We start from the raw sequence: 20,054 nt of genomic DNA, 5'->3' as shown, positions 1-20,054 counted from the left end.
CGAGTGAAAGCACTCGATTCCAGCCTCGGCGCGCGTCATGCCTCACCGTGAGGCATGACGTGCTGTGGCGTGCAGGTTACGCAATGGAGGGTGAAGCGAATGTCGGCCAGCCGTGCTCACATGCCCAGATCAGACAGCCCCGGGTGATCATCCGGGCGACGCCCCAGCGGCCAATGGAACTTGCGCTCGCTCTCCTTGATCGGCATGTCGTTGATGCTCGAGAACCGATGCTCCATCAACCCATCCGCTCCGAATTCCCAGTTCTCGTTTCCATAGGAACGGAACCAGTTGCCGGAGTCGTCGTGCCATTCATAGGCGTAGCGCACGGCGATTCGGTTGCCGCTGAAGGCCCACAGTTCCTTGATCAAGCGGTAGTCCAGTTCCTTCTTCCATTTGCGGGCCAGGAACTGCCGCGCTTCCTCGCGGCCGTGGGTGAACTCGGCGCGGTTGCGCCAGCGGGTGTCGAGCGAATAGGCCAGCGCGACCTTGTCGGCATCGCGGGAGTTCCAGCCATCCTCGGCAAGACGAACCTTCTCGATGGCCGATTCAAGGGTGAACGGCGGCAGCGGCGGACGGGGTGCTTCAGTGGACACGGTGGGGCCTCCAATCAAGTGGATGAACGGGGTGCTTCGACAGGTTTTGATGGCTCAGGCGTCAGCGCCTGGCCTGCTCCAACAACACTTCTGCAACATCCCTGGCAGTGTCTGCGGCGTTGTAGTCGCCCATCACGCGCGAGACGGTGATGGCGCCTTCCATGAGAACCAGCAGCTGCCGCGCCAGCGCGTCCGGCTGCTGGATATCCAGTTGCGTGGTGAGTTCCAGCGTGTAATCCAGCAGCTTCTGCTTGTGGCTTTTTGCGATGTGGCGAATCGGATCGTCGGGGTCGCCCACCTCGCCCGCGGTATTGATGAAGGCGCAGCCGCGATAGCCCTCGGACTCGAACCAGCCCTTGAGCACGGTGAACATGCCGAGGATGCGCGCTTCGGGGCTGTCGGCCTTGTCGCACGCCTGCTGGAACCAGTCCAGCCAGCGCACGTCGCGCGCGTTCAATGCCGCAGCGGCCACCTGGTCCTTGTTTTCAAAGTGCCGGTAGATGCTTTTGCGTGCCACGCCGGAGGTCTTCACCAGCAGGTCCATGCCGGTGGCATGGATTCCGTTCTGGTAGATCAGCGCCTCGGCGGTGGCGAGGATCTTCTGCGCGGTGTCGGTGCCGGTCTTGTTCATGGCTGCAAGGTAGAACGAACGTTCTACCTTGTCAACGCGCGATTGGCAGCGTCTCGGGTGCGCACATCCATGCAAGACGATCTATCAAGAAATCCGGACATTGCATCACCCAGGCGCCTGATTCAGGGCGCAAAGTACGCCTCACCACCCACCCATGAGAGTTCCCGCATGAACACCTTCGCCCGCACCCTGGCCGTTGCCACCCTCGCCCTCTCGGTCCAGGCCGGCCTGTCCGCGCAGGCCGCCGAACCGGCCAAGCCGGTGCCGATCACCAGCGTCGCCCGCACCGCCAGTTACATCACCACCGCCGATGGCGTGCAGCTCTACTACAAGGACTGGGGCCCGAAGGACGGCCCGGTCGTCACCTTCAGCCACGGCTGGCCGCTGAACTCGGACAGCTGGGAATCGCAGATGATCTTCCTGGCCAACCACGGCTACCGCGTCATCGCGCACGACCGTCGTGGCCACGGCCGTTCCAGTCAGCCCTGGGACGGCAACGACATGGATCACTACGCCGATGACCTGGCCACGGTGATCAACACGCTCGACCTGCACGACGTGACCTTGGTGGGCTTCTCCACTGGCGGCGGCGAAGTGGCGCGCTACATCGGCCGCCATGGCACCGGCCGGGTGAAGAAGGCGGTGCTGATCAGCTCGGTGCCGCCGTTCATGCTGAAGACCGCCGACAACCCCAACGGCCTGCCGATTGAAGTGTTCGACGGCATCCGCAAGGCGCAGATGGACAACCGCGCGCAGCTGTACAAGGACATCCCGTCGGGCCCGTTCTACGGCTTCAACCGCCCGGGCGCGAAGGTATCGCAGGGCTTGATTGATGCGTGGTGGGCGCAGGGCATGCAGGGCGGCCACAAGAACACCTACGATTCGATCGCCGCGTTCTCGGCCACCGATTTCCGCGCCGACCTGAAGAAGTTCGATGTGCCGACGCTGGTCATCCACGGCGATGACGACCAGATCGTGCCGATCGACATCTCCGGCCGCCAGTCGGCAAAGCTGATCAGGAACGCCCGGCTGATCGTGTACCCGGGCGCACCGCATGGCCTGACCGACACGCACAAGGATCGCGTCAACCAGGACCTGCTGACGTTCCTGCAGGAAAAGTGAGCCTCTTGGGGCTCTGGCATCTCGCCGGAGCCCCTTGCCTCACCTCACGCTTTCGCAGCCGCGCGCCATGCGGGCCACGCTTCGCTGATGACGCCCACCGCGGACTTCAGGAACAGCAGCGCGATGACCACACCCACCACGATATCCGGCCAGCCACGACCGGTGAGCGCGACGCCACCGGCAGCCACCAGTACGCCGATATTGGCGGCGACGTCGTTGCGCGAGCACGCAAAGGTGCTTTTCATGTTGATGTTGAGCGTGCGGAACCGCCACAGCAACGCCAGGCACACCAGATTGGCTGCCAGCGCGATGGCGCCGAAACCGAGCATCACGCCGCTGGAAGGGGGGACGCCGTTTGCCAGCTTGGCGATGACCTCCAGCACGATGAACACAAAGAAGCCCAGGATCAGCACTCCCTTGGCCAGGGCTGCACCGGCTTCCCAGCGCGCACCCCGGTTCACTGCCCACAGGCTCAGGCCGTACACGATGGCGTCGCCCAGCATGTCGACAGCGTCGGCCTGCAGCGCGCTTGAGCGCGCCACGATGCCTGCGCCGAATTCGATGAGGAACATCGCCAGGTTGATGATCAGTACCGCCACCAGCACGCGCCGTTGCGCACTGTGGAGTGCCAGCGCTTCCAGTTCCTGGCGCTTGTGGCCACAGCAGTGATCCATGGGTATCTCCGGCCAGGCCTGGCCTGGGCTTGAAAAGAGGTGGGGCAGCCGTTATCAACCCTGTAGCCCCTACAAGGTCAAGCCCATGTCCGCCCACCTCACCATTGGCCAGCTGGCCCGCCAGACCGGCACCAAGGCCGAGACCATCCGCTATTACGAAAAGATCGGCCTGCTCCAGCCACCGCTGCGGTCCGACGGCAATTACCGCTACTTCAGTGCACAGGACCAACGGCGGCTGTCATTCGTGCGCCGGGCCCGGGAGCTGGGCTTTTCCATCGAGCAGATCCGCGAGCTGATTGCCTTGGGTGAGCAGCGCGAACACGAATGCAGCTCGGTAGACGACGTGGTGAAGGCGCATATCGGCGACATTGCGCGCCGGATCTGCGACCTGCAGGCGCTGCAGGGCGAACTGCAGCGGATGATCGGCAATTGCCCGGGCGGGCGCGTAGCCGATTGCAGGGTGCTGGAAGCACTTCAGTCGCAGCCATGACCCTGCTGCCCCTTCCACATCAGAACGAAACCTGTGCTCGCACGCCCACGGTATTTCCGGAGTCAGGCCCCTGGGCGTTGCCAACCTTGTTGTCGGTCTTCCAGTGAACGTAGTTCAGCATCAGGCGCGACCAGTTGTTGAGGTACCAGTTCACCCCGAGCGTCCATGCCGTGCCCTCGCCGCCCCGGGCCGCATCGAGAAAGTCGTAGCGGTCATAGCGCGCGGCCAGCTCGAAGGCGCCAACGCCACCCTCCTGCACCGGACGCAATACCCGCGTGGTACCCCAGACCCCGGAGCGGCTGCTGAATCCGGGGCGCTCGCCGGTGATCAGCCAGCCTGCGTAGACCGATGTCGCCCGCTGGTCGACCGAGTCGACCGTGCGTGATTCGATGGTGCGGGTGGTGTGCTCGGCGAAGGCCCACACCGGGCCGTACACTCCGCCCATCTCAAGCCCCCAGGCGCGGTTGTCGGTGACGTTGGCGATGGAGCTGGCCGACACGCGCACGTTGCCGTTCCAGCCCAGCGCGATCGGAGAGGCCTTGTTGATGCTGCCGACATCCTGGCCGAGATCCTCGTACCAGTACCAGCCTCCCAGATGCACGAAGCCTGCCTGGCCACGCAATGGGTTCCAGTGCGCGCGCAGCAGATACGCAATGGTGTCGCTGGCCGTGCTTTCATTGCCGATATCGTCACCGGTCACCGCCACGCTGGCGTGCCAGCCATCGCCGATCACCTTGGTGGTGACGCCCAGCCCGTAGTACCCGCTCTGCTGGGCACCGACCGACGCCACCGCATTGCGCTGCATGAAAGGTGTATTGACGCCGCTGGTGCCACCATCGATCCCACGGTCCTTGAGCTTGTTGCCCACGTAGATTTCCGTTGGCAGGCCACCCAGCCGCGTGTCCCAGGACAGATAGGTGTCCTTCAGCGAGACATCGTTGCCCGCAAAGTCCGCATCGATCTTGTAACCCAGTGGTCCCATCCGACCTTCGGCACCGAGGCGGCCGCTGGCCAGGTCGGTGCCGGTGATGTTGCGTGCGTCGAATGCGGAACCGTGGGTACTGCTGAAATCGACCATCACCCGGCCGCGGGGGTGGAAGGTGAACTGGCCATCACTGCTGCGGAACTCAGGTCCACCCTTGCGCCAGCGCAGATTGCCGTCACCGCCTCCCCCGGTTGCGGCGAGCTGTGCCACCTGCGCCTGCAGAATGGCCATGTCGTCCTGGCGGGTGTCAGCGATGGCCGCAGCCACCTGTGCATCGAGGCCCGCATCGCTGCCGGGTGCCACGCCGGTACTTTGAGAGGCCCCCTCCAGCGCAGCCAGGCGTGCGCTCAGCTGCTCCAGCAGGGATGCCTGATCGCGCAGTTGCTTTGCCTGCTGCTGCACCTGGGCGCGCAATCCGGCTTCGGTATCGCCAGCCGCGGCCAGCACAGAGGGGGAAGCCAGCAACAGGCAGCCGCCGGCAGCCGCGCCAAGCGCGGCACGCTTCAGTGAGTTCATGCAGTTCTCCCGAATGAAATACAGTGTGCGGCTCAGTCGCCCGCGCCATCATCGTCCAGCGAGCGAGGTGGCTGAGCAGCGGCGGCGGGTATCGCGCTGGCATCGTGCGGCGGCAGCCGCACAGGCGGCGGCCCGAGGTAGCCGTGGCTGCGTGCCCAGTTGGCGAAAAGCCGCGGCCACTGCGCCACCAATGTCCCGGGCTTGCCCAACCCCCAGCTGTGGCCTCCGGCTTCGAACAGATGCAGCTCCACCGGAATGCCTGCCGCATGCGTGGCCTGGTACATCGCCACGCTGTGGCCGACATCCACGGTGCGATCGTCCACGGCCTGGGCCAGGAACACCGGCGGCATGTCCTTGCGGACGTGTTGTTCGACCGAATAGGCCTGCTGTGCGTCGTTCTGGCTGGCCAGTTCCCGCTTCGACCGGGTGTGGTCCAGCGGCGGGCGCATTGAAACGACCGGATAGATCATGCCAAGGAAGTCCGGGCGCGCTGACAGCTGGTCGGCTGCATCCACCGGCGGATACAACGGGGCATCGAAGCGCGTGGCGACGATACCGGCCAGATTGCCGCCGGCGGAAAAGCCCAATGCGCCGATGCGCTCCGGATCGACCCCCAGGCTTGCAGCCTGCGCGCGCAGCAGCCGCATGGCGCGCTGGCCATCCTGGAAGGGCGAAACCGGCGCCCACCCATCGGCAGGCAGCCGGTAGTACACCACGGCGGCCGTGACGCCCAGCGATTGCAGCCACTGCGCCGTCGGCTTGGCGGCGCTGCCAATCTGGATGCGGAAGTAGCCGCCGCCGCCGAAAATCACCACGGCTGTTCCGTTCGGTTTCAGCGGTCGGTAGATCTCCATGCGCGAGTTACTGATTCCCGAGACCGCGCCCTTCGCGCTGCCTTCGGCGCCGATCCGTTCCGGGCCACGCGCGCGTTGCTGCCAGTGGTCCTGCGGCCACAGCGGAATCACCTCGGGTGCCGATGCAGGCGGCGCTGCCGGCACCGCACCGGCAAGCAAGGGATTCAGCAGGAACAGAAGCACCGCCAACCCGCGCAGCTTCCCCACATGCAGACTCATATCACGCCCTCCCGTCGGCCTTTACGGGGCGAAGTGTGCGTCGAGTCGCGCTGGTGTCCTATAGCCGGATGGGACTAGCTGGGCCGTGCTTTTCTGTGTGCGCTGCAGCATCAAAGTGGATGCTTCTGGCTGGAGCGTCACCAGAGGATTCGCCATTACACGCTTCGCCAGGCGTTCTTGTTTTCCCGCCCCTCCCCGCTCCAGCAACCGGCTTTGCCGCAGGAGGCGCTGCATGGCTCGGCTCTACAGGGAAGCCAACTCCTTCGCAAGGAACGGTGCCGTTCTGCTGCCTTTGGCCCGCGCCACCTGTTGCGGCGTTCCCTTCGCGACGATGGTGCCCCCTGCCCCGCCAGCGCCGGGGCCTACATCAATCACCCAGTCCGCCTGCGCGACCGCGCGCATGTCATGCTCGATCATCACCACGGTATTGCCGGCGTCCACCAGCCGTTGCAGCTGCACCAGCAGCCGGTCCGCATCGGATGCATGCAGGCCGGTGGTGGGCTCGTCCAGCACGTACAGCGTGCGCCCGCGCTGGCTGCGCTGCAGCTCGGTGGCCAACTTGATGCGCTGGGCTTCACCGCCTGAGAGCTCGGTAGCCGGCTGGCCCAGCCTCAGGTAACCCAGGCCGATTTCCTGCAGCAACTGCAGCGGGCGGGCGATGGCATCCTCTTCACTGAAGAACGCACGCGCCTGGTCCACCGTCATCTGCAGGACTTCGGCGATGTTGCGGTCATTCCACTGCACCTTCAGCGTGGCCTCGTTGTAGCGCGCGCCATGGCAGGTCGGGCATGGCGCATAGACGCTGGGCATGAACAGCAGTTCGACACTGACAAACCCTTCGCCTTCGCAGGTTTCGCACCGACCCTTGGCTACGTTGAACGAGAAACGGCCCGCGTCGAAACGGCGGCGGCGCGCGGCCGGTGTTGCGGCGAACAGCTTGCGCACGTGATCGAACAGGCCGGTATAGGTAGCCAGATTGGAGCGCGGCGTGCGCCCGATCGGCTTCTGGTCAACCTGCACGACGCGTTGAATGGCATCCACATCGCCGGCCAGGCGGCCTCGCGTTGCTTCAATCACGCTCGGCCCGTCGGTGGGTTCGCTGTCCGTGCCCTCGTCCACCGGCTCGTGCCCCAGGTGCAGCAGCATCAGCTCCGGCAGCGCCTGGGCCATCAGGCTGGACTTGCCGGAGCCAGAGATGCCGGTGACGGCGGTCAGCAACCCGAGTGGCACCTGTGCGTCCACACCCTGCAGGTTGTGCCGATGGATGCCTTGCAGTTGCAGCCAGTTGCCGGCGCTGCGCAGGCGGCTGGCGGGCGCAGGAACCTGATCGAAAAGATACCGGGCCGTGCGCGAGTCCTGGATCTTGCGCAGACCGTCGGGCTCGCCACTGTAGAGCACGCGCCCACCGTGCTCGCCCGCCTCTGGGCCCACATCCACCAGCCACTGCGCGCGGCGCATCAGTTCCAGATCGTGTTCAACCACGAACACCGAGTTGCCGCCGTCGCGCAGCCGGTCGAGTGCGTCGTACAGCGCCTGGCTGTCGGCAGGATGCAGGCCCGCCGAGGGCTCATCCAGCACGTACAGCACGCCGAACAGCAACGAGCTGAGCTGCGTGGCCAGCCGCAGGCGCTGCAGTTCGCCGGCTGACAGCGTGGGTGTGGCGCGATCCAGCGAGAGATAGCCCAGGCCCAGTTCACGCAGCTGGCGTACCCGCGCCATCACCCCGCCTGCCAGCCGCTGGGCTGCAAGGCGTTTCTCTTCGGACAGGGCCGAGGTCAGCCGCACGTCGGGGGCGCCCTCGTGGGTCGCTTGGCCACTCGCGGCCCGACGCGCGCGATCGCGGGGTGTCGCACTCCTGCGGGTGCGAGCGCCCTTGCTGTGCGCGCTGAAATCGCCTTGCGCCACCGGCTCCAGCAGCTCCGCCAGCTGGTCCAGCGGCAGCCGCATGAACTCACCGATATCCACGCCAGCGAAGGTGACCGACAGCGCCTCCGGCTTCAGGCGCTTTCCGTGGCAGGCCGGGCACAGCTTGCCTTCCATGTAGCGTGATACGCGCTTGCGCATCAGCGCGCTCTGGGTGTTGGCAAAGGTGTGCAGCACGTAGCGGCGGGCACCGGTATAGGTGCCCATATAGCTGGGTTCGAGCTTGCGCTTGAGCGCGGCGCGGGTCTCGGCAGGGGTGAACCCGGCGTAGACCGGCACGCTGGGCGTTTCCTCGGTGAACAGGATCCAGTCGCGGTCCTTCTTCGGCAGCTTTTTCCACGGCACGTCGATGTCGTAGCCGAGCGTGACCAGGATGTCGCGCAGGTTCTGGCCATGCCAGGCCGGCGGCCAGGACGCGATGGCGCGCTCACGGATCGTCAGCGACGGGTCCGGCACCATCAGCGCTTCGGTCACTTCGTAGACATGCCCCAGGCCGTGGCAGGTGCTGCAGGCGCCCTGCGGCATGTTCGGCGAGAAGTCCTCGGCGTACAGCATGGGCTGATGGGCCGGGTAGGCCCCGGCGCGCGAGTACATCATGCGCACCAGGCTGGACAGCGTGGTCACGCTGCCCACCGATGAACGCGCATTGCTGGCACCGCGCTGCTGCTGCAGGGCCACTGCCGGCGGCAGGCCGTCGATGGCATCCACATCGGGCACGCCCACCTGGTCGATCAGGCGCCGTGCATACGGCGCCACCGACTCGAAGTAGCGCCGCTGCGCTTCGGCGAACACAGTGCCGAAGGCCAGCGATGACTTGCCCGAACCCGAGACCCCGGAGAACACCACCAGTGCGTTGCGCGGAATGGAGACATCGACATTCTTGAGGTTGTGCTCGCGCGCACCACGCACCTCGACACAACCGCTGGCGGCGGCAGCGCATGACGATTCACCAAAGGGGGTGTTGGACATCGTTACGATCCTGCAGGCAGTGAGCGGCGCGCGCCAGGGCGCGCCCAGGGGTGCATTTTCGCTGCTGCGGGGTGAATGTGGTGAGGGCGAGCCGTGCACCCTGCCCTCACCCCGGCCGCAGCATCGCCACCAACACTCCCATCAGGGCGCTCCCTGCCGCCACGACCAGCCACACCTTTCCCACATTGCGGGCGCTGAAAATGCCCACGGCGACCGCGATCAACAGCACGAACCCCAGCAGCGAACTGGTCAGGACCGAAACGGATGTGCGTACATTCACCAGTGAGGGCAGCAACAGCGCCAGTGCCGTGGCAGTGAGCGCGGTGAACACGTAGCCGCCCACCGAGGCAGCCAGCACGCGGCTCGCCACCTGCCAGCGATGCGCCGCGCCCTGCCCGGGCGGAGGCTTGGCACTGCGCGCGGCCTCCTGCGCCCGTGGCCAGCGGCGCTGCAGCATCAGGGCCATTCTTGCCAGCATCAATCCGAAGGCCAGTGTGACCAGCTCCACCCCGGCCTGCTGCCATGCGCCCCGCTGCAGGTACATCAGCAGCCCCTGCCCGGTGGTTGCCAGATTCACCACGGGCAGTGCCAGGCACAGTGCGGCGGCCAGCCACAACTGCTCGATCCAGGCCAGGCGCGGTGGACGCCACAGTGCGTGCAGCACCGAGGCCGCGCAGGTTAGAAGGAAAATGCGTATTTCCCACGCGCTGCGATCGCTCATTTCCAGTGGCAGCAACCGATTGCCGTGCAGGTAGACGATGCTTGCCAGCGCCACCCCGGCCAGCGATGCCACGTTGAACGCCTCCACGCAACGGTAGATGCCTGCCGTGGCGGCGCCGAACTCCTGCTCGCTGCGCTTGCGCCGCTTGAGCGAGAACAACAGCGTGCCGATGGCGATCATCGCGGTGCCCAGCAGGCCGCTGATGAAGTACAGCCACTTCATCGGCCAGCCGCCGAAATCGGCCTTGTGCAGGGCTTCGATGGTTTCGTGTACCTGCACGCCACCCAGTTGTTGCGGATGCGCTGCATGCTGCTGCAGGAGCCTGCCGCTGGCCGCATCGAAGGTCACCCGGCTGGCCTCGCTCAACAGGTGCCTGCCGGTGTTCCCCACCGGCTTGCGGCCCTCCACTTCCACCACGCTGTGTACCGTGCCCGGCGCCTGGATGGTCACCAGTGCCGGGCGCTGCCCGCTGATGGCCTGCGCCCGCGCAAGCAGGTCCGGCAGGTCCGGCAACTGCGCGCCCGCGACCAGTATGCCGGCCGGGACAGGTCGCGCAGGTGCCAGTTCGGCTTCATAGCGCGCATAGGCGTCATCGGCATCGCCATAGGCTGCCTGCACGGGCCACGGCAGATAGCTGCTGTAGAAGAAGGTCAGCCCGGTGTAGCCGATCATGAACAGGAACGGCAGGGTCAGCACGGCACTCAGGTTGTGCGCATCCAGCCAGCTGCGCTGGCCCTTGCCCGGGCGGAAGGTGAAGAAGTCCTTGAAGATGCGTTTGTGCACCACCACGCCGGACACCAGCGCCAGCAGCATGCAGGCGGTGATCCAGCCGACCAGCCAGTAGCCGGCCATGCCGCCGTGCAGGGTGTAATGGAAGGACATGAAGTGGCGCCCGCCTTCGGTTTCCCGAAGGCGTGGTGGAGGTTGTGGCATGCCGCTGCCGGTATCTACCCAGCGTTCGTGCGCGCTGCCGCCGTCATCCTCCCATGAGAGCTGCAGCGGCCAGCCGTGCTGGGCAGGCCAACGGATCTGCCATGCCCGGGCATCGGCGGCGTTTGCAGCCAACCACTGCTGCGCCCGCGCTGCCTGCGCACCTGCATCCATTTCCTGCGGGGAGGCCGGCACCGGGCCGGCCTCCATCCAGCGCGTGATCGGCTCGCGGAACACGCTGATCGTGCCGGTGAGGAAGATCGCGCACAACAGCCAGCCGCAGGTGAGGCCGCACCAGGTGTGCAGCCACGACATGCTCTGCCGGAAGCCCGCCTTCATGCCATCCCCGTGGCGGGCATGCCCTTGCCCCGCCGGTTGCGGAGGATCACAGCGCGCCGCGCAGCGTCAGCATCACGTTGCGGGGTTCGCCAAAGAAGTTGCCGCGGCGGATCTGGCTGATCATCGCGTAATAGCGCGTGTCGAACAGGTTGGCGACGTTGAGGCCAACGCTCCAGCGCGGATTGATCCGGTAGCCGGCACGCAGGTCCCACACCGCGCGTCCCGCCGCACCCATGCGCCAGTCCGGGTCGTCGTAGGCCGGATAGGAATAGCTGCTCTGTGCAGAGACGCCACCGCCCACGGAGAACGCATTCCACCGGCCGGGCAGCTGGTAGGACGTCGACAGGCGCAGCAGGTGGCGCGGCGTTTCGGCGCTGATGGTGGCGCCTTCATCGTCGCGGCTGGTGACGTGGGTATAGCCCGCCATCATCTGCCAACCGGGCGCCAGTTCGCCGCTGGCTTCGAGTTCAAAGCCCTTGCTGCGCAGCTTTCCGCCATTGCGGTAGCAGTCGGACGAGGCCAGCGAGCCGGGGCAACTGCCCGGGTCGGAGGCGTCCACCACGGCGTTGCCGGTCTTGCGGATGGAAAACACCGCAGCGGAGACGTTCAGGCGCCCATCGTTCAATTCACCCTTCACGCCCAGCTCGTAGTTGGCGCCGATGGCGGGATCGAGCACCGCACCGGATGATGTGACGTAGGAGCTCTGCGGCTGGAAGGTATCGGCGTAGCTGGCGTAGACCGACCACTGCGGGCCCAGGTCGTAGACGAGGCCGGCGTACGGGGTGAACTCGTGCTTCTGTTCGTAGTCGCGGCTCCTGGCGCCGGTGAAGCCATCGTTGGACTGGTACTTCACCCAGCTCAGCCGGCCACCCAGCGTAAGGTGCAGCGGTTCTGCCAGCTGCAGGCGCAGGTTGCTGTACAGGCCGCTTTGTTGCGCACGCGCGTTTTCCGACCAGTCCCACGCGGGTTGCAGTGGTTGTGCAATGGCGCTGTGGTCCGGTGCGTAGACATCGATCGGCACGTCGATGGCCAGGTCCGCCGAGCTTTGGCGGGTGCGCTGGCGCGACCACATCGCCCCCAGCAGCAGCTGATGGCTGCGCCCGAAGGCGTCGAAACTGCCAGTGGTGTGCAGGTCGATACCATCGCTGCGCACGCGCGATCGGTTGAAGTAGATGTCATAGAAGCGCGAACCGATGCCGGTGGCCCGGTCCACCCCGCCCACCGGAACCGCAACGCGCTGGTCCAGGTCCGATTCGGTGCGGTTCACCGACAGGCGCGCCTTCCAGCGCTCGTTGAAGCGATGCTCCGCTTCGGCGAAGGCTTCGTCAACGGAGCCTTCCTGGCGGTTCCAGTCCTGGATGAGCGAGGTGGAACGCTTGATGTCCAGCGCACCGCCATCGGTGTAGCGCGGCAGGCCGAACAGCCAGTAGCCGTCGGTGTCACTGGCCTGATGTCGCAGGCCGAAGGTGAGCGTGGTGTCCTGGCCCAGGTCAGCATCGATCACGCCGTAGGCCACTGGCGTCTTCGATGAGGTGCCGCGCTGGAAGTAGTGGCGGTCCTGGTAGGCGGCGACGAGTCGGCCGCGCACGCTACCGGCGGCATTGAGCGGGCCGCCACCGTCGACCTCGAGGCGATAGTTGTCCCACGAGCCCAGCGTGGCCGCCAGATCCAGGTGGGCCTGGTCGCGCGGGCGCTTGCGCACCATGTTGATCGCTCCGCTGGGGTCGGCCGCGCCGAGCATCATGCCGCCGGCACCGCGCAGCACTTCAACCCGCTCCAGCACGGCGGTGTCGATCGGCAGCCAGCCCACCGGGGCATAGACGATGCCGGCCACGCCATCGACCAGATAGTTGCTGTCGTCCACGGTGAAGCTGCGGATCGAGAACTTGTGGTTGCCGAAGTTGCGGGCGGTCTTGGTCACGCCCGTGGTCTGCGCCAGTGCCTCGTCCAGCGTGGTGAGGTTGCGGTCGTCCAGCTGCTGGCGGGTGATCACGCTGACCGATTGCGGGGTCTGGCGGATGCTCTGCCCCAGCTTGCCCAGGCTCAGCTCACGTGTCGTGTAGGAGCCATCGCCTGGTCCATTGGCGGTCACATTCACCGTCTGCAGGGTGGTCTGGGCATCCTTGCTGCGCGCAGGTGATGCTGCGTCCTGCGCCAGCGTGAACACGCCGGGGCGGGTGGCGTTCACACGTACCCCACTGCCCTCCAGCAGGCGCGCCAGTGCTTCCTGCGGCGTGTAGCTGCCCGTCACGGCCGGCGCGCGACGGCCGGCCACTGCCGACTCACTGAACAACACCTGCTGCCGCGACTGCTCGGAGAAGCGGCGCAGTGCCGCATCCAGCGGTTGGGCCGGAATATTGAACGGCATGCGCTGTGCCGGCTGCGCCTGCGCGATGGCCGGTGCAGCCAGTGCGCTGGAAATGCACACGGCCAGCAGCGGCAGCCGCGTGGCCTGTACACCCGTAGAGAACGCGCGGGCGACAAGTGCGCGCTTGATCTTCATGTACCCCATTACCGCTCCATCATGCTTGGCCACCACTGGCCTCACTGGGGTAAACGGAAAACAGCGATGGGGTGGGAACCCGTGCTGGAAAAATTTCTTCCAGCGGCGTCAGCGCGTCACAGGCCGCTCGTCGATGCGATAGCCGCCCTGCGCCGTGCGGGTCACCCGCACAGGCAACAGATCCGGCAGCGCTTCGACGAAACTGGCCGGGGCGTCGGTGGCGGCGTAGCCGGAAACCGGCAGGAACTTCAGCCCTGGCTGGCCCAGCGTGACCGGGTGGCCCAGATACTGCGCGACTTCCTGCGCCACTTCGTCCAGCGGGGTGCGCCGGAACACCAGGCGCCCGTTGCGCCAACCGCCGATGCTGTCTGCACTGGCAGAAATGGGGCGATACGTGGCTGTGGCGGTGGTAACGGCCAGGCCCTGTTCGGCGTAAAGGCTGATGGGCGTGGTGTCTTCGGCGCGGTCCGGCTGTACCCGCACGTGCCCATGCAGCACCTTGACCAGCACTTCGCCCGGCCCATTGCGCACATTGAAGGCAGTGCCGACCACGGTCACCCGGCTGCGCTGGGCATCGACGGTGAAGGGCCGCTCGGCCGCCGGGGCGACCTCGAAGAACGCCTCGCCCTGGCTGAGCACTACCTCGCGGCGGGAGCGATAGAAATGCACGGCCAGCGTGCTGCGCGCGTTGAGCGAAATCCGTGAGCCGTCGGGCAATTGCAGATCACGGATCTCGCCAGCGGCGGTGCTCACGTCCTGTACGTAGCTGGGCGTGGTGTACCACCCGTAGCCGACGCAACCCAGGGCCAGGAGCGCCACAGCCGCAGCGGTCGCCACGCGAGGAAGGCGTCGCGACCGCGCGCGGCGCGTCATGCCGTCCGGTCGCAGGGCGGCAGGTGCCGCTGGCGCAGGCGCGGCCTGAGTGTCCGAGGCCAAGGCGGGGCGCGGCAGCTGGCCGAGGTCGTGCCAGGTGCTGGCCACGTCGATGAACGCCTGTTGGTGCGCCTCGCTTTCGGCGAGCCAGTGCTGCAGGGCCGCCTCGTCATCCGGGCGCCAGTCCTCATCCTGCCGTCGCAGCAGCCACGTGGCCGCCGCCTCGTGCAGGGCAAACGGGTCAGAACCTGCGGCAGAAGGGAGATCGGTCATCGGCAGGGAAGATCGGCATCAATGGCAGGCGCCAACACCTCGCCCGCCCCGCTGGACCGATGCAGTTCCTGCATCTGTTCCAGCGACGCATAGCGTACCCGCACTTGGCAGTAGGCAACCGCGCGCGACAGGTGCTTGACCACCATGCGCCGGGAGATCTGCATGCGGGCGGCCACCTCTTCCTGGGTCAGGCCATCGAAACGGCAGAGCACGAAGGCTTCGCGTTGGCGCTCGGGCAGTTCGGCCATCGCATCTGCCAGGCGTTGCAGGCGCTGGCGCTGTGCGGTGAGCTGCAACGGGCACTGTGATTCATCGCTGGCCATGGGGTGGCCGGCATCCTCCGCATCTGCCAGAGGCACGGTCTGCACGTGGCGGCCTGCGCTGCGCTCGCGGTACTCATCGGCCACGGTGTTCATTACCGTCCGGCGAAGGTAGGCGCCCTGCTGGTCGCTGGAGGCCAGCGAAGGGTTTGCCGCAATCCATTTGACTGCGCCGTCGTGCAGGGCGTCCTCAGCGTCTCCGCCTCTGACACGCGCAAGGCCGCGGAGGATGGGCGCCCGCCAACGGGCATAGGCTTTGGCCAGCAGGTTCCCGCCCGTGGATGAGCCGCTTTCGGCCAGGCCGGCCTCTGCTGATGCGTTGTGGTTCGCGGCCCTGCCCGTGCCCCGGCCTAGCGCGGACACGGCGCCCTCAGGACATATGCCTGCGGTCTGCACAGGTGGGGCGGGACATTCACTTGGATAGCCGGCGGATGGGCCGCACTGGGCGACAGAGGGGAGGAATCCCGCAAGTGTAGTGAGAGTCATTTGCAATTGGAACTCCCCCGCCCTGCCCGTCCCCCCTCGCGAAAGGCGCGCCGGTGCTACGTCACTCGCGCGACGGGACAGCACCCTCGGCAACCCTGACGAAGACGGGGTTGGAATAGAACCACAGGTCGTCCCACGGATCCTCGCCGGGCGTGTCCGCCAGTGCATCCACCGCACCGGTGCTGTTGCCCCGCACCCGCACGAAGCCACCGCGCGGCGGCACCGGCACTGACCAGCGCGCCACGATCCAGTCGCCGTCACGCTGCCAGGTTGCCGCGTCGAATCCGCGCCGCTGCATCTGCAGCGCACCGTCCTCATCCCTGCCGCCCACGATCAGCTCGATGCGCTTCAGCGCGGGGTGCTGCCCGTTGGCGTTGGTGCGCGCCGGCTGCCGTGCCCGCACCTCCACCTGCATAGTCTGGACAGGCGGCAGCAGCAGCGTGCCGCCCATCCCGGCGCTGGAGTCGCCTGCGGCCACCCGCAGCTCCAAGGCGTCGATCAGGTCGCCGGTGACGGTGAACATGCGGCCGTTGCGCAGGGCATCCAGGATGTCTTCGGCCTCCGGCCGCGCCCATGCATAGGTCTTGCTGTACTCGCCCGGGTCGTAATCGCGTCCGCCATCGCGCAGGTTCACATGCGAGTCGGAGTTGGCGGTGATCCAGAAGCGGATGCCATCGGCCAGCATCTGGTCCCAGATGCCGCCGACCTGCGCGGTCATCTGGTCGTAGCCGCCCAATGTCGGCGCGGCCGCGTTACGGTACAGCCCGCGTTCGCTGCGGATGGCCTGGTGACCGGGGGCGCCCTCCATTCCCACCAACACATGGGGTGCGGCCGCATGCCAGCCGCGCAGTTCGTCCGAGGTCACCTCGCCCCACTTGCCGATGCCGGTCGCGGTACGCGAAGGATGGTTGATGAACATCAGTGGCGCAGGGGCCAGGCCGCGCAGGTATGTCAGCGCCGCCTGCATCTGCTGTTCGCTATCGCGGCTGCCGTGCAGTGGCTCGCTGCGGCTGAAGTCCCGCTCGGCGATGACCAGCTGCTCGCGTTCCTGCGGGCCGGGCGCGATGATCAGCGAGGCGTGCTCGCCGGCCGGCACATCGAATTCCATGCCATTGAACTGGATCACGTCGGGCACATCGGTGCGCGCCTGCAGCAGTGCGGGATAGGCATGGTCGCGGGTGACCGTTGAGTGGCCGGGGCCACCGTGGTCGGTGTGGACCATCCAGCGCAGGCCGAAGGCCCGGGCCTGTGCCGCATTATGGCTGCGGCTGTAGGGAGAGTCGCCACCACGCACCGGCGTGGGCGGCGTGGTGCGGCGGTCCCAGTCCACGCTCCATTCGCTGTGCACGTGGTGGTCACCGGCCAGCCATTGGCGGCCAGCGTCGTCTGCCTGCGTTGCCGCCGCCGGGGCGGAGAATGCCGGGGCCGCCGCTGCGAACAGCGCCAGCATTACAAGGTTCTTCATGGGTTCACCTCTGAAAAGCGCGCGGACGACGCACGGACCCTTGCGGGTCCGCACGCTGCCGCTGCGTGGATGCCTGCTTAGAAGTCCGCGCGCAGGCCCAGGCTGATGCGACGGCCCGAGGTCTCATCCATGGTCGGGAAGGACGGGTCCATGGTGTAGCCGCTGGTCCGCTCGTTGGTGAGGTTGATGCCCTTCAGGCTGATCTTGATGTTGTCGGTGATGCGGTAACCGATCGACACATCCATCTGGCCATAGGCATCGCGCCAGATCGGGTACAGGTTGTAGCCGATCGATTCGACGTAGGCGCCCTTGTGGTTGTAGGACACGCGGGCGTCGAAGCGCGAATTCTCGTAGTAGGCGGTGAGGTTCCAGGTCTTCTCCGACAGCCCCGGCATCGGGGTGCGGATGCCCAGGCTGGATTCGCCGGCCAGCGAGCTGTCCAGCATGGTGTAGTTGGCATTGATGCCAAACCCGTCCAGCCACGGGGTGAACATGTTCAGCGGCAGCTGTGCCACCAGCTCAACGCCATCGACCTGGTAGGAACCCTTGGCATTCACCGGCTGGTAGACGTCGAAATCGTAGATGCCATTGAGGCTGCCGTTGGCGTTGTATACCGCCACATCCGGCACCACGCCGGTCAGCGAGTTGATCACCACGCCATCGATGTTCTTGCGGAAGTAGCTGGCGGCGAACAGCGCGCCGTTGTCCAGGTACTTCTCCAGGCCGATCTCCCACTGCTTGGCATAGGTGGGCTTCAGCTCAGGATTGCCGTCGGTGAAACGGTAGGAGCCCCAGCTGGCGGTGCGCTTGTAGGCGATGTCGGACAGCGCCGGGCGCATCATCACCTTGGACGCCGCCGCGCGCAGCAGCAGGCCGTGCGACAGCTCGGCGGTCATGTTGAAGCTGGGCAGCAGATCGTCATAGCTGCCGTCCTTCGACACCGGGGTGTCGGTGTAGCCGGTGCTGCCGTTGGGCAGCTGGATCGGGTGATAGCCGAACGAATCGACCTTGGTATCCACGTAGCGCGCACCCGCATTGACGGTGAACGGCACGCTACCGATGTCGAAGGCGAAGTCGGCCATCGCGTAGAAGCTCATCACCTTCTCGTCGACCTGGTAGAACTGGCCAGGATCGAACGGAGTCTGGAAGCCCGCGTAGCGGAACGCGCTGCGTGCGTAGTCGTTGGAGATCTGCTGCCAGGCCAGGCCCTTGTTGGAGTAGCTGCCGCCGGGAACGATGTCGTCGATGTACTGCAGCGGGCTGTCGGCCATCGTGCGGGTGTTGACCCAGGCGCTGCTGCCCGCGCTCGGCCCGGTGATCTTCAGTTCGCCGTACTGGCGTTCCTTGGAGCGGTCGGTATAGCGTGCACCGAACCGGACCGTGTGCAGCGCGGGCAGGAAGGCCATGTCCAGCAGGCGGGTGACATTGATCTGGGCGGCGTACTTGTCGTCCTTCACCTTCTCCAGCGTGGTCTCGTAGGCCTCGAACAGGTACCGGGCCGGGTCGTTGTACATGTCGAAGCTGCCGGCGGCGGCAGTCGGGATGGTTTCACCGCTGCTGCCGGTCCAGCGGGTGCGCGACGGCGCATAGGCCACGTGCTTGAGATTGGAGAAATCCGAGGTCTTTTCCGCGCCGGAGTAGCCCACCAGCGCATCCACGTACCAACGGTCGCCCTTCCAGTCCATCGCCATGCTGTACTGGCTGTAGTCGGTCTTGTTGATCCGCTCCTTGCTCAGCATCTCGTGCTGGGTGGCGGTGTAGGACACATCGCGCAGCACCACCATGCCGTACTCGGACAGCGTAGTGGCATCGTAGGCATGGATGGTATCGAACGTGCTGCGACTCGACGCGGAATAGGCGGCCGCGTCGTACTCGTCCTCGGTACTGTCATAGCCGCCGACCATCGCGTCGAAGGTCAGGCTGAAGGTGTTGCTGGGCTTGTACTGCAACGACCCGGTGGCGCCCCACTTGTCCTGCTCGTTGAGATAGACGCGGTCGCCCACCTTGTCCTGGAACACGACCCGGTTGGTCTGCTCGGCATCATTGCGATTGGTGATGTTGACGCCCGCGTCGCGCAGCAGCACCGCCTGTGCCTGGGTGCCGCGGGTGCCCGAGGCAGTGAGGAATCGCGAGGACGGCCGGAAGTTGATGCCCGAGGTGGAGTCGGTGCGGTTGGTGCGCTTGGACTGCGAGTACGAGACCAGCGCGCCCCAGTCACCCCAGGTATCGGCGGCGAGGAAGGCAAAACGCGGGTCCACCTCCTTCGAGATGCTGTTGTGCGCGCCTTCGGCGGAGAACACGAGCTTGCGTTCGTTGTAGTCGAACGGGCGCGCCGTGGAGATCTTCACCGAGCCGGCAATGCCGCCCTCTTCGTCGGCGGCGGTGGGCGACTTCTGCACGGTCACCTGCTGGATGATCTCCGAGGCGAACATGTCGAATTCGACGTCGCGACCACCACTGCCGGAGGCGGTCGCCAGATCGTTGATCGAAACGTGGGTGTACTCCGAAGGCAGGCCGCGCACATTGACCTTGGTGCCCAGGCCCTTGTTGCGCTCGATGGTCACGCCCGGCATGCGCTGCAGGGCTTCAGCGAGATTCTGTTCGGGAAAATCGGCCACGTCGGTCGCAACGATCGAATCCGAAAAGCCCACCGTGGCGCGCTTGATGTCCACGGCCTTCTCCAGGCTGCGGCTGTAGCTGCCGGTGACCTGGATGGTTTCGAGGTTGGCCGCCTGCGCACCGGAACTCGCAGCGCTGGCCGGTGCCGATGCCGCGACTGCGCCCGCTACCGCCCCGGGTGCTGCCAGCGCGGAGGTACCGGCCGGCGCGCTGGCGTCCTGTGCCTCGATGGTGACCGTGGTGGCATTGAGATACCGGTAGCGCAGCCCGGTGCCGGCCAGCAGGCGGGTCAGCGCTGCGTCCGCGCTGAGGCCGGCCGGCACGCCCGGCGTGCGCGGATTGCCGGCATTCTGCGCGTTGTAGACGAACTGCAGGCCGGTCTGGCGCGACAGCGCGTTGAGCGCCCCATCCAGCGGCTGCGAGGCGATCGCTTCGCTGGCGACGCGGGCCGGTTCTGCGGCGTTGGCGCCGGCCGTGGCGGTGATCTGCAGTGCAAGGGCAATGGAAAGGAACAGGGTGCGGCGCATCGTAGGGTCCAGTAGGGAATGG

General features: G+C 66.4%; 14 protein-coding genes. 2 read left to right on the top strand and 12 right to left on the bottom strand.

Annotation, left to right across the window (positions count from 1 at the left end; genetic code table 11):
* Positions 1-116: 116 nt before the first annotated feature.
* The gene (locus AC5P7U_RS03590) at positions 117-593 is read right to left on the bottom strand and encodes a nuclear transport factor 2 family protein (protein WP_049458548.1); all 477 of its coding nucleotides are present in this window, start codon (positions 591-593) and stop codon (positions 117-119) included.
* A 61-nt stretch (positions 594-654) separates the two neighbouring features.
* Positions 655-1,224, bottom strand: a complete 570-nt coding sequence (locus AC5P7U_RS03585; RefSeq protein ID WP_197562842.1) for a TetR/AcrR family transcriptional regulator — start codon at positions 1,222-1,224, stop codon at positions 655-657.
* A gap of 168 nt (positions 1,225-1,392) precedes the next feature.
* Here AC5P7U_RS03585 and AC5P7U_RS03580 point away from each other — a divergent pair, with 168 nt between their 5' ends.
* Entirely contained in the window at positions 1,393-2,346 is a 954-nt protein-coding gene (locus AC5P7U_RS03580) for an alpha/beta fold hydrolase (protein WP_197562844.1), read from the top strand.
* A 44-nt stretch (positions 2,347-2,390) separates the two neighbouring features.
* On the opposite strand, the gene AC5P7U_RS03575 is transcribed toward AC5P7U_RS03580, so the two are convergent.
* Entirely contained in the window at positions 2,391-3,020 is a 630-nt protein-coding gene (locus AC5P7U_RS03575; protein ID WP_197562846.1) for a cation efflux transmembrane domain-containing protein, read from the bottom strand.
* Between AC5P7U_RS03575 and AC5P7U_RS03570 the strand changes: the two genes are divergently transcribed.
* Positions 3,019-3,510, top strand: a complete 492-nt coding sequence (locus AC5P7U_RS03570) for a MerR family transcriptional regulator (RefSeq protein ID WP_462364143.1) — start codon at positions 3,019-3,021, stop codon at positions 3,508-3,510. The genes AC5P7U_RS03575 and AC5P7U_RS03570 overlap by 2 nt on opposite strands.
* Positions 3,511-3,529: 19 nt before the next feature.
* Here the strand turns inward: AC5P7U_RS03570 and AC5P7U_RS03565 are convergent, their stop codons facing one another.
* From AC5P7U_RS03565 to AC5P7U_RS03525, 9 genes are all read right to left on the bottom strand, one after another.
* The gene (locus AC5P7U_RS03565) at positions 3,530-5,011 is read right to left on the bottom strand and encodes an OprO/OprP family phosphate-selective porin (protein WP_197562848.1); all 1,482 of its coding nucleotides are present in this window, start codon (positions 5,009-5,011) and stop codon (positions 3,530-3,532) included.
* Positions 5,012-5,043: 32 nt separating this feature from the next.
* On the bottom strand, positions 5,044-6,084 hold the full coding sequence (locus AC5P7U_RS03560; protein WP_197562850.1) for an alpha/beta hydrolase: 1,041 nt from the start codon (positions 6,082-6,084) through the stop codon (positions 5,044-5,046).
* A gap of 243 nt (positions 6,085-6,327) precedes the next feature.
* A complete protein-coding gene (locus tag AC5P7U_RS03555) occupies positions 6,328-8,976 on the bottom strand; it encodes an excinuclease ABC subunit UvrA (RefSeq protein WP_197562852.1) in 2,649 nt (882 codons plus the stop codon).
* A 106-nt stretch (positions 8,977-9,082) separates the two neighbouring features.
* On the bottom strand, positions 9,083-10,966 hold the full coding sequence (locus tag AC5P7U_RS03550; RefSeq protein WP_197562854.1) for a PepSY-associated TM helix domain-containing protein: 1,884 nt from the start codon (positions 10,964-10,966) through the stop codon (positions 9,083-9,085).
* 46 nt (positions 10,967-11,012) lie between these two features.
* Positions 11,013-13,469, bottom strand: a complete 2,457-nt coding sequence (locus tag AC5P7U_RS03545; RefSeq protein WP_414554666.1) for a TonB-dependent siderophore receptor — start codon at positions 13,467-13,469, stop codon at positions 11,013-11,015.
* A gap of 108 nt (positions 13,470-13,577) precedes the next feature.
* On the bottom strand, positions 13,578-14,615 hold the full coding sequence (locus AC5P7U_RS03540) for a FecR domain-containing protein (RefSeq protein WP_197562858.1): 1,038 nt from the start codon (positions 14,613-14,615) through the stop codon (positions 13,578-13,580).
* Positions 14,612-15,298 (bottom strand): RNA polymerase sigma factor, encoded by a 687-nt coding sequence (locus tag AC5P7U_RS03535; protein ID WP_197562860.1) that lies wholly within the window; start codon positions 15,296-15,298, stop codon positions 14,612-14,614. Before AC5P7U_RS03535 ends, AC5P7U_RS03540 begins: the two co-directional genes overlap by 4 nt.
* Positions 15,299-15,482: 184 nt before the next feature.
* On the bottom strand, positions 15,483-16,886 hold the full coding sequence (locus AC5P7U_RS03530) for a CehA/McbA family metallohydrolase domain-containing protein (RefSeq protein WP_414554665.1): 1,404 nt from the start codon (positions 16,884-16,886) through the stop codon (positions 15,483-15,485).
* Positions 16,887-16,963: 77 nt separating this feature from the next.
* On the bottom strand, positions 16,964-20,032 hold the full coding sequence (locus tag AC5P7U_RS03525) for a TonB-dependent receptor (RefSeq protein WP_197562862.1): 3,069 nt from the start codon (positions 20,030-20,032) through the stop codon (positions 16,964-16,966).
* Positions 20,033-20,054 lie beyond the last annotated feature (22 nt).

Source organism: Stenotrophomonas sp. YJH_SMC_57, assembly GCF_059369755.1.
The sequence above is the reverse complement of the archived record's forward strand: the minus strand, read 5'-3'. Positions and strand labels throughout refer to the sequence as shown.

Excerpts from the sequence above, each read along its gene's own strand:
- AC5P7U_RS03585 (WP_197562842.1), bottom strand. The coding sequence starts at position 1,224 with ATGAACAAGACCGGCACCGACACCGCGCAGAAGATCCTCGCCACCGCC.
- AC5P7U_RS03580 (WP_197562844.1), top strand. The coding sequence starts at position 1,393 with ATGAACACCTTCGCCCGCACCCTGGCCGTTGCCACCCTCGCCCTCTCG.
- AC5P7U_RS03570 (WP_462364143.1), top strand. The coding sequence starts at position 3,019 with ATGGGTATCTCCGGCCAGGCCTGGCCTGGGCTTGAAAAGAGGTGGGGC.
- AC5P7U_RS03575 (WP_197562846.1), bottom strand. The coding sequence starts at position 3,020 with ATGGATCACTGCTGTGGCCACAAGCGCCAGGAACTGGAAGCGCTGGCA.
- AC5P7U_RS03565 (WP_197562848.1), bottom strand. The coding sequence starts at position 5,011 with ATGAACTCACTGAAGCGTGCCGCGCTTGGCGCGGCTGCCGGCGGCTGC.
- AC5P7U_RS03560 (WP_197562850.1), bottom strand. The coding sequence starts at position 6,084 with ATGAGTCTGCATGTGGGGAAGCTGCGCGGGTTGGCGGTGCTTCTGTTC.
- AC5P7U_RS03555 (WP_197562852.1), bottom strand. The coding sequence starts at position 8,976 with ATGTCCAACACCCCCTTTGGTGAATCGTCATGCGCTGCCGCCGCCAGC.
- AC5P7U_RS03550 (WP_197562854.1), bottom strand. The coding sequence starts at position 10,966 with ATGAAGGCGGGCTTCCGGCAGAGCATGTCGTGGCTGCACACCTGGTGC.
- AC5P7U_RS03545 (WP_414554666.1), bottom strand. The coding sequence starts at position 13,469 with ATGAAGATCAAGCGCGCACTTGTCGCCCGCGCGTTCTCTACGGGTGTA.
- AC5P7U_RS03540 (WP_197562858.1), bottom strand. The coding sequence starts at position 14,615 with ATGACCGATCTCCCTTCTGCCGCAGGTTCTGACCCGTTTGCCCTGCAC.
- AC5P7U_RS03530 (WP_414554665.1), bottom strand. The coding sequence starts at position 16,886 with ATGAAGAACCTTGTAATGCTGGCGCTGTTCGCAGCGGCGGCCCCGGCA.
- AC5P7U_RS03525 (WP_197562862.1), bottom strand. The coding sequence starts at position 20,032 with ATGCGCCGCACCCTGTTCCTTTCCATTGCCCTTGCACTGCAGATCACC.